This is a genomic window from Bacteroidales bacterium, from assembly GCA_018334875.1.
Classification (GTDB): domain Bacteria; phylum Bacteroidota; class Bacteroidia; order Bacteroidales; family UBA12077; genus JAGXLC01.
The window spans coordinates 1-12,692 of sequence record JAGXLC010000101.1; the positions used below are offsets into that span (position 1 = coordinate 1).

General features: G+C 44.0%; 12 protein-coding genes. 4 read left to right on the forward strand and 8 right to left on the reverse strand.

Features of this window, described 5'->3' with window-relative positions; genetic code table 11:
• The 4 genes from KGY70_09845 to KGY70_09860 form a co-directional block, all read right to left on the reverse strand.
• On the reverse strand, positions 1-2,495 hold a 2,495-nt coding region (locus KGY70_09845), incomplete at its 3' end, for a hypothetical protein (GenBank protein ID MBS3775480.1).
• 9 nt (positions 2,496-2,504) lie between these two features.
• Positions 2,505-3,041 carry a hypothetical protein gene (locus KGY70_09850; protein ID MBS3775481.1) on the reverse strand — a complete coding sequence of 179 codons (537 nt, stop codon included), beginning with the start codon at positions 3,039-3,041 and terminating at the stop codon, positions 2,505-2,507.
• Between the two features lie 102 nt (positions 3,042-3,143).
• Positions 3,144-3,773 carry a hypothetical protein gene (locus KGY70_09855; protein MBS3775482.1) on the reverse strand — a complete coding sequence of 210 codons (630 nt, stop codon included), beginning with the start codon at positions 3,771-3,773 and terminating at the stop codon, positions 3,144-3,146.
• A gap of 209 nt (positions 3,774-3,982) precedes the next feature.
• Complete coding sequence (locus KGY70_09860) at positions 3,983-5,959, reverse strand: tetratricopeptide repeat protein (protein ID MBS3775483.1); 1,977 nt, start codon at positions 5,957-5,959, stop codon at positions 3,983-3,985.
• Between the two features lie 187 nt (positions 5,960-6,146).
• Between KGY70_09860 and KGY70_09865 the strand changes: the two genes are divergently transcribed.
• On the forward strand, positions 6,147-6,947 hold the full coding sequence (locus KGY70_09865) for a hypothetical protein (GenBank protein MBS3775484.1): 801 nt from the start codon (positions 6,147-6,149) through the stop codon (positions 6,945-6,947).
• Positions 6,934-8,136, forward strand: coding sequence for a toxin-antitoxin system YwqK family antitoxin (locus KGY70_09870; GenBank protein ID MBS3775485.1), 1,203 nt, complete (start codon positions 6,934-6,936; stop codon positions 8,134-8,136). The genes KGY70_09865 and KGY70_09870 overlap by 14 nt, the downstream gene beginning before the upstream one ends.
• A 12-nt stretch (positions 8,137-8,148) precedes the next feature.
• On the opposite strand, the gene KGY70_09875 is transcribed toward KGY70_09870, so the two are convergent.
• From KGY70_09875 to KGY70_09890, 4 genes are all read right to left on the reverse strand, one after another.
• Entirely contained in the window at positions 8,149-8,580 is a 432-nt protein-coding gene (locus KGY70_09875; protein MBS3775486.1) for a DUF1987 domain-containing protein, read from the reverse strand.
• 14 nt (positions 8,581-8,594) lie between these two features.
• Entirely contained in the window at positions 8,595-9,041 is a 447-nt protein-coding gene (locus tag KGY70_09880; protein MBS3775487.1) for a DUF1987 domain-containing protein, read from the reverse strand.
• Between the two features lie 11 nt (positions 9,042-9,052).
• A complete protein-coding gene (locus KGY70_09885) occupies positions 9,053-9,481 on the reverse strand; it encodes a DUF1987 domain-containing protein (protein ID MBS3775488.1) in 429 nt (142 codons plus the stop codon).
• 161 nt (positions 9,482-9,642) lie between these two features.
• Positions 9,643-10,959, reverse strand: a complete 1,317-nt coding sequence (locus tag KGY70_09890) for an MFS transporter (GenBank protein MBS3775489.1) — start codon at positions 10,957-10,959, stop codon at positions 9,643-9,645.
• Between the two features lie 359 nt (positions 10,960-11,318).
• On the opposite strand from KGY70_09890, the gene KGY70_09895 reads away from it, so the two are divergent.
• Both KGY70_09895 and KGY70_09900 read left to right on the forward strand, forming a co-directional pair.
• Positions 11,319-11,780: a GAF domain-containing protein gene (locus KGY70_09895; protein ID MBS3775490.1), complete on the forward strand. Its 462-nt coding sequence runs from the start codon at positions 11,319-11,321 to the stop codon at positions 11,778-11,780.
• A gap of 110 nt (positions 11,781-11,890) precedes the next feature.
• The coding region (locus tag KGY70_09900; GenBank protein MBS3775491.1) for a tetratricopeptide repeat protein at positions 11,891-12,692 on the forward strand (802 nt) is incomplete at its 3' end.

Sequence of the window (12,692 nt, forward strand, 5' to 3'; positions counted from 1 at the left end):
TAGACCCCTTGTGGAATGTTATCATAAGCCACCCGCCCCTGCATGTTCGAGAGTAGTCTGTTATTCACCAGATTACCGGACGATTCATAATCCACATCTAATGAATCCAATTGGGATGCATCAACACGTTCAATATTCACCAGCACATTCTTTACTCCCGGTTCATTCCCTTCTTTGGCCAGGTTACCGTTCAGGTCTTTATAAAGATTAACCGTCAAATCATAATATTTCATCCTGGGCTGATTCCATCCAAAATCTTTCCGAAGGCGTAACTCGAAATAAGTGTTTGAATAGGTATACTTTTGTTCTTCCTGTACCATGGCCTGCTGACTTTCCCCCATGGTAGACTGCAGTGTATAATTGGCAATCAGTCTTAACATCAATCCATAGTCCATGTGGACCCGAACTTCATTGCCCAGGTTCAATCGATGGGTTTGATAATTAATGCTATACATATAATTCAGCCTGGAATCCAGTTGAATGATGTCTTTATAGACAAAATTTCTGTAATAAGGCATTAGGCGTAACAATTGATTAAAACTTCCACTATAGAAGTATGTGTAGTACTGGTTGCCATTATAAGGCCCATAATTGTATTTAAAAAATACACCCCAGTTACGGGAATAGTAGCTCATATTGAAAACTGCAGTGAAGGCATCATCTCTTCCTTCCAGCACACTGATCTGCGGTGGTGTTTTAGATCCTGTGTCGTAGTTGGTAACAAAAGTCATCCCTCCCTTGAGTGAAGCATTCAAACGGGAGTAGGTCCCTACATTCATTCTTCCTCCTACCTGCAAGTAGGTTCCGTTAGTTATAAAGGGGTTGTCAACTGAATAGTTGAAAAAGGAATTGGAGTTAAAATACTCATATTCCGGCTCAGCGAAAATCGTGAACACATTGTTTAAATACTTGCTCGTACGCAATGATAATTGCCGCCGCAATCTGTACTTATCTGAGTACTCCCCCTGCTGATAAAACGAAGAGGGATTATATTTTGAATTGTGAAAGAACAAATTAAAACGATAATCTTTGTAAGGATAAGTAGTATGAAATTTCAACTCATTCTTTCCATAAAAGCTGCCATAATAGTCTTCGCTGTTGTATCTGTTTCTGAGTTTTATCTGCAAATCATCAAATTGCCCATTGTAATTAACGAGATAATGTAAACCCGGTTTATATTCAAATCCCAGATTATTTGACTTTGTACTTAATCCAAATTCTGAAGTAAAACTATGGTCATCTGTAATTTCAAAACGATTTCGCACAGATCCTAAAAGCACTTCATAATCAGTCTTAGGATCGTCGCTCAGCTCAAAATCTGTTTCCAGACTCAATTCAGAATTAAACATATTAAACTCGGCACCGAAACCATAGTTGTTAATGGGTTCAAAGTCATTGCGGGTATATTTACCCCGGAAACTGAACGCATTTTTCACCTTGTACTGAACCATGACTCCCTTACCTTGACCTTGCCTTAAATAAAAGGGTATCCTGTCACCCAGTTGCAAATTCAAATTTTGTTGCTGATAGTTAAAAAAAAATTGACTGGATTGCAAAAAGTTTCTCCTTCTTCCTTTATTAGGGAATTTATGAATATAATACCTTAAACTTTGGTCATCCTTAAAAAGCAAATTTCCCCGGGCGGTACCTGAAAAATAGCTGGAGGCTTCGCTAAACAAATTCGACATGTTCAATTCCAGGATCAGGGGTATTTCACTGGATGGCTTATCATACTCATAGGAGCTTACCAGGTTCTTGAACCAGAAAGTGGAGTTAAACCTTTGTTCCTCCGTATGGCCGGTTAGATTAATGCGATAGAGCGATTTTTCCGCTTGCTCCTTTTCGACGATCACCTGATAGTTCAGCGTCGTATCTGACTTAGCGGGTATGAGAGCATCTGTAGAGTACTGATTATTGACCTCATCTTGCATCTTTAAATTTGGAGTAGAAGTGAAATTCAGGTACACTACTTCATCGACATTTCCACTATTGATCAGTCGAAAAGAGAATGTCCCCCTTTTCTCTTGCTGATCAATATAACTGACGCGGGTAAGCGGGTGAAAGCGAACCTGACTGTTTTTAGGAATCTTGATAAAACAATACGCTGATGTAATGGGTTGTCCGGAACGACTGGTAAGGGATGCAACAATGGAATAACCGATTTCTCCCTTCACCTTTTTATTGGCGGAGGCCCGTAAGGGAACGGCTATGGTGTCTTTGGGAGATATATTGAGGCGATACTCTTTTTGAGAGATCAGGCTCCAACCAACCGGTGTTTCATATTGCAAGTTCACAAATTGTTCCCGATCGGAGGCATTATAGATCTTTAACACATTAAAAAAAGGCGATCGGGGTTCAATCTTGATATTTTCCTTGACAAATTCGGCTTGGATGTCGCTATGGCCGTTGCCTCCATTCATTACTTGCCCGCGCGATATGGAGCAGTAAACCAGCAAGATGAACAGGAAAATGCCATATTTACAGTAATTGCACATAAACCAAATTTACCATGGAGGTGCCACCGTATCCATCTTAAAAAGCAGATTGGTATTATAAAATCCCGATACACTTCCGGTAATCGAATCCAAATGATAAGTTACATTGAGCCTGTATCTGCCCGCATCCCCCTGACTCACTAAAAGGGCATAATTCGTGCTGCTCAATGAAATTTCGCCTGAAGTAATCTCCCCGGAATTAAAAGCAAAGTCACCTCCCCCATCTGAGGCTTCTAATGTTACATAACTCAGGTCCAGCGTCCGACCGGGATAATTGCTGTAGAATGCATCATCTTGAGCTTTAACCCCTAAATACCATTCATCCTCGTGGGGCCCGGCCGTGGTGTCCGCGTAAACAATTTCCAGGTGTGTCAAATCCAAATAGTCGATACCGTTTTCATAATGACGAAAGGAATAAACCTTAAATTCAACATTCCCCCCCGAACTCACTGTCAAACGGTAAGTAGGATTTTGCGACTGAACCTGTATCTGTATCAGAAGGAAAAATAACGAACTAATTAATAATTGGGCACATGATGTTTTCATTAATTCCCTGTTAATTAAAAAGATTAAGTTAAACCATATTATCCTCGGATAATTGGTTTAACTTAAATTCCTTTTTCTGAGGCCACTTAAGACCTTCAACCATCAATCGGCGGGTTTCAGAATAAAGAAGACATTGGTGGAATACCTGCCTCCTGTTAAGTTCGACCCCATCAAATTGCCTAACGCACCATCTGTTGTACTGCCACAAGCCCAGTCGATGCGGAATGAATTTTGAGCTACATCTCCGGCATTACCACTAGCGCTTTGAATGATTTCATCCGAGGTACCCAGTTGTGTGAGTTGGGTAGGGCCGTTAAGAGCATCATCGGATGGAACAGTAATTTCACCCCCCGCATGGGTAACGGTAGCATCAGACTGATCAACCTGGTAGGTAATATAACCCAGATCCATTGAAGTGCTTACAGATACAGAATCAGTTGTGATCAAACCTGCATCTTCTGCACCCATCCTCAAATCCCAATCCACAGAGGAAGCAATCGATATCTTTGTGGAGTACGCGTCATCCCCACCAATCCCGCTGATCCCATCCTGATATTGCTGGAGGGTATTGAAATTGAATTCAATGTTACCCCCAGACTCAATATTCAATCTTAGAATGGAATTTAAAGTTACGGAGACCGGCACCACTGCCCGGTCATCAACTGCCTGGGCAAAGGAGGACACCTGGTATCCTGCAAAGAACAGCAAAAGAATCATTACATACTTTTTCATAAGGCTATAAATTTATAATTGGCTTAATAATTCCGATTTTTGGCTAAAATAGTAAATTATACATGAAAATCAAAGATCTGGCGCTTTATCAATCAAAAAGTTATTTTTATTTGTCCTGTTGACGGGGCCTTCCATCAAATTACCGATATAAAACATGTGATTTTACGGTCTGCCTGGTCAAAAGTTTCAGGGTGTTATATAACAGCATCCTAGACATGATTGGGATCCAATTTAAAACCAATCACCAATACATCATCAATCTGGTTTTCCACATCACCCATCCAATCGTTCAGTACCTCAGAGAGTTTCCGCTCTTGTTCCTCCATGGGTTCCTGATGTATTTCCACCAAAAGCTTTCTCAGGTTCTTAAGAAGATATTTTCTGTTCTGCGGACCGCCGAACTGGTCGGTGAATCCGTCAGAGAAGATATAAAACCAGGTGGGACGGTCCACCTGAACACTGGATTCGGAATAATACCGTTCTTTTTCTGTTTGCATACCTCCTACCGGTACGCGATCGCCTTTTATCAAACGAGCCTCTCCATCCTGTATGTATATCAGCGGATTCTTGGCTCCGGAGAAATCCACCCGGTGTTCTTGTTTATCAATGACACAGAGTGAGAGGTCCATGCCATCGCGGTTGTTGGTCTCATGCTGTTTAAGGGTGGAGCGGATGCCCTTATGGAGTTCCCTGAGTATTCGGGAAGGTCTGGAAACGCCAAACTTGGTAATCTCATCCAGCAGGTTGTATCCGATCATCGACATAAAAGCACCGGGAACACCATGGCCCGTGCAATCCACTGCAGAGATAACAAATTTATTGTTCTTCAAGGTCAGTAAATCCTTACCGTTTGCTTTGCCATTGCTGGGGGAATTTTTCTGACCCACAGACCTTTTTTCTTTCTCCTCATAAAGATCCGCATGATGGTCTATCTCCTTGAACCAGTAAAAATCGCCACTGACCAGATCCACTGGCTGGAAAAAAATAAAAGATTCCGGTATATAGTTGCGGATATTTTTCTTGGGTGGGAAAAGGGCTTTTTGAATTTCCTGGGCATAGGTGATACTCTGGGTGATCTTGATGTTCTGATCTTCAATCTTATTGAAGGCCTCCTGCAATTGACCGCTTTTCTTCTCGATTTCAGCATTTTTTTCGGCCAGAGCCTGATTGGCCCTTTTCCTGGCCTGATTGCTTCGATACATCACGATCAGCAGGTAGATACCCAATAACAAGCCTCCGGCCACAGAGTATATGATGGTACGCTGCATCTTTGCTCTTGCTTCCTGCTGTTGCAAACGGGCCTGCTGCAGCTCCATCTGCTGCTCCTGTTGGTTCAACCTAAGCTGTTTCAGACTGTCCAGCCTGCGCGCCCTAAGCAGCGAATCCTGCTTCTCTTGCACCACCTCCTGAATCGAATCCTGCCGGCGTTCATACCTGAGCTGTTCCAATTGATACTGGGCTTGTTCTTTTTCCCTTTCAACCTGGGTCTTCCGGAGCCTCGCCTGGGTCGTATCCTGGCGTTTCTGATACTGCTCTCTCATGGTCTGTGTCTCCAGATGTTCCTGGGCTGAGGCGTATTTCTGGTTGTATTCATTGGATTTCTTAATGTTGCCGATCTTGTCATAATTCTTCGACAACTGATTGTAAATGTTCACAGTCATCCTCGAATATTCTTCCTCCAGGGCAATCTGAAGCGCCTCGTCCAACCTCTTGTTGGCCTCCCGGTAATCCCCCATTAAACCCATTATATAAGCCACATCAATCAATCCGGAGGTTATCTCCTTCTTGTCTCCCATCTCCCGACGAATATCCAGGCTTTTCTGAAAATACTCCAACGCTGGGTCCAACTCTTCCATATCGGTATAAATCAACCCTATATTGCTGTATATCTTCTTTATATTCACTTTTTTACCCACCTCCTTATTCAACTGAACTCCCTTCTTGAAATACTCAATTGCTTTATTGGGATTTCCACTGTCCCAATAAATAAAAGCAATCTTGTTCGTAGAAGATATAGCATTTTTCAAATCTCCTTTCTGACGGGAATATTCTACTACCTCCTGGAGCTTTTCTACCTGGTTTTGCATCTCTTCACTCAATGGGCTTATGGTTTGCCCATTAAGTAAGGCTGGCAGAAAGACTACCAATAAAGTGGCTGATATGATACGGTACAATCTCAAATCCATCTATTTTGGTTATAAATCTAATAAAATTCATTTTAGTATACTATACAATCCCGTTATTGGATAAAATTTTCCATCAAATCTGTGATTTCTATGACTAAAAAATGATATACGTTGATATATTTTTACGCTGTGTTTTTATCTATTCATTAAATTTTTATATTTGTAGGCATAACAAGCATGCCAACTTATGAAAAAAACAATTTACGTGCTCTTCCTCGCCTTATTTTCTGCCACTCAAATTGCGGCCCAAAACTTTGAGGTGGCACCTGTTAGTCTCAATTTCACTCCCAACCCCGGGGAGACACAAACAAAGATTTTGACAGTAAAAAACCATGGGAATTCCAATGTATCTATTGTTTTGTCTTTTCAGGATTATCTGATATACAAAGATGGCGATAAAAAAATACTCAGCCCGGGGTCTTCAAAAAATTCCATAGCTGAGTGGATCACACTAAATCCCTCATACCTGGAATTGAATCCCAACGAAACACAAACCGTTGAAGTTACACTTCAGGCACCGAGCGACGATTACACCTCTAAATGGGGTTTGCTGAATCTTACTACAGCTAAGGAACAGACCACTTTTGAAGCCGACCAGGAACTTTCGGCAGGTGTAAATATATACGGCAGGATCAATGTGCAGTTGGCTTATACACCTCAGGTGCAAAGCAACAAAAGGGTTCAGATCAGCAACCTGAGAGAAGTTACCACGCCTGATGATTCCCTGAGAAGATTCGCCGCTAACATCGATAATTTGGGCAATACCATTACCAACTGTAAAGTATATCTCATAGCTTCCAACCTGCAATCCATGAATGAGAAAAAATTCAAACCCGTTCAGCTAAAATCCTACCCGCAATCAACAAGAAATGTGGAACTCACCTTACCGGATAAATTGCCCGAAGGCACCTACTCCTTGTCAGCAATTTTAGATTACGGAAGCAGCAGGGCCTTGGAGGGAACGCAGATTACCATTGAAGTGGACTAGAAACATACTGCATAAAACCCAATGGCTCCTCCTTACAGCAGGAGCCATTGTTGTATCTGTGCCTGCCCTCGCCCAGCAGGACAGCATGAAGGTGTTCTATCCCTCCACCGACCAGGTCAAGGAAATCTTTCACATCACCACCCAAGGCCCCGATACCATTAAGCAGGGACCTTACCGCTACTTCTTCCCAAACGGCACCCTGGGCCAGAAAGGCTTTTTCAACAACAACCAGCTCGACAGCCTCTGGCACCTGTATTACGAGACCGGTGAACTGAAGAAAAAGCTGTACTTTCATAAAGGCAAGCGCCACGGGCCCTATAAAGTATATTACAAGAACGGCCACCTCAAACAAAAAGCCCGTTACCACAACGGCCGGCTCGATGGCCCGTTCCGCACCTATTACAAGGACGACACCCTCGAGTCCCTATCCCATTACAAAAACGGCATCCAGAAAGGCCTGATCAAAGTCTATTACCCCGATGGAACCCGTTATAAGGAATACCAGGCCTATAAAGGCCGGGAAAAAGGCCGTTGGAAAGCCTACTACGACGACGGCAGCCTCAACTACCAGGGCAAAAGGATCCAGGGCCGGTTTGTCGATACCCTCAGGGTATACCACAAAAACGGACAGCTACAGAGGCTCTGCATATACAAAAATGGCAACCTGCACGGGCCTTTCCGGGGATACCACTCCAACGGCCAGCTCATGGTGAAATGTTCCTACCAGCAAGGAGAAATCACCGGACCCTACCAGGCCTTCTACCCCAACGGAACACTCAAGGAAACCGGCACCTATTCACAACAAGGAAACAAAACCGGGCTCTGGAAATCATTCTACCCCGATTCCACCCTCCACGGAAAAGGACACTACAAAAACGGGAAATACTCCGGTGAATGGAAGATCTACCACCCCAACGGCCTGCTAAAACAAACAGGAATCTACAAGCAGGGCCAGGCCACCGGTTTCTGGAAGCTGTTTCATGTCAATGGAAAGATCAAGGAATATGGTAAGTATGTAGATGATACCAAGAGGGGTCCCTGGCACTATTGCGACAGCACCGGAACCGTATCACGCATCATCTACCATAGAAAAAATTTGCCCGATGGTCCGGTATGGATTCTCAACGGGCAACAAAAAGCAGATGTCGAAAAGAAACTTTATAGAAAAGGGCATCCCCTAAACCCTTAAGCGCTCATATCATCATTCATAACTAAAATATTCAAACTCAATTCCGGTAATGTCGGAGTAATCTTCTCCGGCTTCCAGCATATCATCATCATCTTCCAGATAATGCCATTCCACCCTCAGGTCCGGGTCGTTTTCCTGAATCTTCTTCACCATCTCGATCAATTCCATGATCATCTTCGAGGAAGCCGTATTGAAGTATTCAAAGGCAAAAATCACATTGGTACCCTTTTGCGGGTGCTGACTGTATTGATCTATCCACTGCTTAAGCGGAGCATAAAAACTTTTGGCATCTTCAGGCATGGACCGCCCGGAAAATTTTATCTCCCCCTCGTGCTTGTCCAGCTTTATTTCAGGTGTCTCAGATGAACCCTGTATGGTCACCGAATCCTTGTTTACCGAGTCGTTTACTTCTTTAATGATCTCTTTGGTGGCTAGCATTCCCATATCCTCTCTGTGTTTTATTGATAACTAATAAAGTCAAATTCAACATCCGTCAAATCCTGAAAAGTAACTCCACTTTCCAGGATGTCCTCGTCATCCTCCAGGTAATACCATTCTACCTTCAGTTGCTTACTATGATCCTCGAGCTTCTGAAACTTACGAATGATCTGCAGCAACATCTTAGAGGATGATGTATTAAAATATTCCAGATCAAAGCTGATGACAGTTGTATCGTGGGGATCGACAAAGTAATCATCTATCCAGGTGATGATGGGTTGATAAAACGTGCGTGCATCATCAGGCAAAGACCGTCCAATGAACTTGATCCTGCCAATATCTCCCGATCTGTCAAGGACAATCTCGGGAGTTCGCTCAGTACGTGGTATATCCACATACTCCTGACCCGGAATATTGCGAATCTGCTCATAAAGCTTCTTGAGTCCAATATGGCTCATATGTGTCATAATAGGGCCTCCTAATCGTGTTCGTGATAATCAAATGGAATTCCCGAAAGTTCGGAATATGATTTCCCGGTCTCATAAATATCTTCATCTTCATACATGTAATGCCATTCTACGGTGAGCTTGTGGCCCTTGTCCACCAACTCTTTGAGCTTAAACAGGATGGCCAGTATCAACTGGGAGGAAGATGAATTGACATACTCCAAATCGAAGACGACCCGTGTTCGGGGAGCCGGCTGACGTATGTACTGATTCAGACTGTCCAGAACCGGAGAAAAAAACTGATTGACATTCGCGGGCATGGAACAACCTTTTATGGAGATCAGTCCCTGCTCAGCCTTCAGAATGACCTCCGGAGTCCGGTTTGTCCCTGCAATCTCAAGATCGAAGGAGGGGTCATTCGTGTTGGTCTTGTTGGTTTGTGATTTTGATTTTTCGGCCATAGCGCTTCATTCAAATATGCCCAATGCAATACAAAAGTATTAAAATGTCATCTGTGTATACAAACAGAATTATTTAACGTTGATCTTTTTTTGATGATCGTATCAAATATCTGTGTGAATGTAAAAAAAACATCTAATAAAAGCAAGAATAGAAGGTGATATCAGGATCTTCTCCTAAATGATCGGTTTCTATAGGACCAGTTCATCAAAGCAATGGCGCCCATCAGCGAGAAAATGGCAATGGCAAAAGTACCTGAAAAATGGATCAGTTCATAGAACATCACACCCACAAGTGGGGCAAATATAGCACGTATCCCGGTTAATGTAAGGTGCACGGATTGATAATCGCCGGCTTCCTCCTTCGAACAGAAGTAAGAAGAGCCGATGCTCCAGGACAGGGACATGGTGGAAACAAAGATTCCCTTGAAAATGATGGCCAACAGAAGAAACCAGTAAAGCTGAATCTCCCAGATGTTAATGAAATAAGGAAAATATTCGGTGAATCCGATAAAAAAGATATACAGGGCAAGAGAAGAATAGGTGAGCATCACAAAACGTCGGGGATCGGTCCTGCCCAACACCTTTCCAAAAATCGGCAACAGGATGATGGCCAGTATATTGAATCCGTTCTGATAGAAAGCCACACTGGAATAGTTCAGATCCAGTTCCTCCTTATAGAAAAGGGTGATCACTGCCTTGGTGCTCATAAAGGCAAAACCATAAAACATGAACCCGATCTCGTAATCGCGGTAGGGAGCATTGAACCGCAGAATGTTCACCAGGTTCTTCAGCGATCCTTTTACCGAATCCATGAAGGAACGGCGCAAGGTTACAGTCTTTTCTTCCACATAGGAAATCTTAGAAAGCAGATAGATGGAGAAAACCCCCAGGGAACCCAATATGGGGAAAACGTAAGTGAAAGCATAATGGTCATAATCCAGCAAAAATCCGTAGATAAAGGTAGTAAGCAACATCATCACCTTATTTACTGAGGTGGCAATGCTGTATAGGGAACCGAATATCTCAAGGCGGTAGTTATTCTTAAGCAACAGGTTGATGGTAGGAAATACCAGGGGCCTGGAGAGGTGATAGACCAGGAAGATAATCAGAAAGGCAAAGTGGTAAAGGGATCCTTCCGGCAGGCTCACGGGATCCATCGGGAAAAACAGCAGAAAAAGCAGGGGCAGATGCGTGATGAAAGCCGCCTGCCGCAGCAGACGTTTCTTATTTTTGGACCGGCGCAGCACCTCGTTGAAGAATACGGAGAAGATCAGCACAATGACGGTAAACTGAAACAACATACCCAGCTGATAGGAAGTGCCCTTGAGACTTTTAATGAAGACAAACTCATTCATGATCAGGGCACCCCGCATCATGCCATCAATCAGAGAATAGCCCACATGCAGCCGAAAGGCAGCCGCCTCCTTTGTATCAATATTTCCCGTCAGCCTTGTAAGCATCCTATATCCAATATCCAATCATTCAATCCCCCGCCTCCACTTTGTTCCTGCGGCGCGGGGCCCCCTGGGTTCCACTTCGTCGGGGCTGGCATCCAATTCCTCCTTTGCTTTAGCTCCAGCGGCACAAGGCCGCCTGCAAGCCGGATCCTGGTTAACAATCCATCTCCTTCTTCCTTAGCCTTAGCCTTAGCCTTAGTCTTAGTCTTAGCCTTAGCCTTAGCTCCAGCCTCATTCATAGAAAATGAACAGCCACCGGCAATGCAAGAGAGAGCGCAAAGATAAACAAAGCAACAATTAGAAAAAATTTATTTAGTTTTGATCCTTGACTTTAACCTTTAAGCCCGTCGGATTGTTGGAACCAAATAAAAACGCTAACCATGGATCAAAAAAAGAAAAAAAACCGTTACGACCGCATATACAAACAACTTCAGGAGCTAGTGCCCACAAGCAACGATGAGCTGGCGCGCATGTCAACAATCATTGCTGTTTTGCATCACAAGATGGACTATTTTTTCTGGACCGGTTACTACTTCCTGAAGGAAGGCCGGCTGGTAGTAGGCCCCTATCAGGGGCCGGTTGCCTGCCAGGAGCTCGAGAACGACAAAGGTGTATGCTGGGCTGGTGTGAACCGGCAGGAACCTGTCGTGGTACCGGATGTGGAACAGTTCCCCGGTCATATTGCATGTGATTCACGCTCCCAATCAGAGATCGTGCTGCCTATAAGAAACAACGGCAATCAGATCATTGGGGTGCTCGACATCGACAGCAGCGAGTTGAATTCATTTGATGAAGTGGACCGGCAGGAACTGGACAGAATATTGCAACTCATTTATAAATAGATAAATACATCATTCCCTTTTGAAACCTGCATCCAAGAACCTACACAACAAGGACATGATTATTCCATGCAGGTTCCATACGGCCAAATTATTAAATAAAAGATAACCGTATGAAACACCAAAAAGGCCTTTTCATAACCCTCCTTACGCTGTTGCTTTTCCTCCTGCCCTTTTCGGCTTTAAGTCAGCTGAATACAGGCTATTATCTGCAAAAGGGCAAGCAATTGCTTCACTATTATAAATATTCCCGGGCCATACAAACCTTCAATACGGTGATCGAATATGAGCCCGACCATGCGGAAGCATACTTTCTTCGGGGTATTGCCAAGTATAACCTGGGCGACTACTATGGAGCGGAGCGCGACTATTCGAGTGCGGTGCAGTACAAATCTAATGCCGCCAAAGCCTATTACTACAGGGCAATGACCCGTATCCAGCTCTACAACTTCCAGGGCGCCATCGAGGATTTCAACCAAACACTCTATTTCATCCCCGGGCAACCGGAACTCTTTATACAAAGGGGATTTTCCAAGCTTCGCCTGGAAAACTACCAGCCGGCCATCGAAGATTTCAACCGGGCCCTGGACAGAAATGCCCGCTCGCAAAGAGCCTACTACTACCGGGGCCTGAGCAAACTTAACCTCCGTGATACCACCGCCAGCCTGGAGGACCTGTCCCGGGCCCTTCAGGTGGATTCAACTTTCGCCAACGCTTATATAACCCGCGGGAGGATATACCAACAGAAGAAAAAACACCAAAAGGCACTGAATGACTTTAACCGCGCACTGAAGATCAATCCCAACAATTCCAAAGCCCGCATCAACCGGTCCATGGTTTACTACCACCTCGACAGCATACGGCAAGCCATGAATGACCTGGACCAGGTGGTACGCAACCAGCCCTCCAATGCTC

Bases quoted from the DNA above. Each gene is read 5' to 3' on its own strand.
- KGY70_09850 (MBS3775481.1), bottom strand. From the start codon at position 3,041: ATGAAAACATCATGTGCCCAATTATTAATTAGTTCGTTATTTTTCCTT.
- KGY70_09855 (MBS3775482.1), bottom strand. From the start codon at position 3,773: ATGAAAAAGTATGTAATGATTCTTTTGCTGTTCTTTGCAGGATACCAG.
- KGY70_09860 (MBS3775483.1), bottom strand. From the start codon at position 5,959: ATGGATTTGAGATTGTACCGTATCATATCAGCCACTTTATTGGTAGTC.
- KGY70_09865 (MBS3775484.1), top strand. From the start codon at position 6,147: ATGAAAAAAACAATTTACGTGCTCTTCCTCGCCTTATTTTCTGCCACT.
- KGY70_09875 (MBS3775486.1), bottom strand. From the start codon at position 8,580: ATGGGAATGCTAGCCACCAAAGAGATCATTAAAGAAGTAAACGACTCG.
- KGY70_09880 (MBS3775487.1), bottom strand. From the start codon at position 9,041: ATGACACATATGAGCCATATTGGACTCAAGAAGCTTTATGAGCAGATT.
- KGY70_09885 (MBS3775488.1), bottom strand. From the start codon at position 9,481: ATGGCCGAAAAATCAAAATCACAAACCAACAAGACCAACACGAATGAC.
- KGY70_09895 (MBS3775490.1), top strand. From the start codon at position 11,319: ATGGATCAAAAAAAGAAAAAAAACCGTTACGACCGCATATACAAACAA.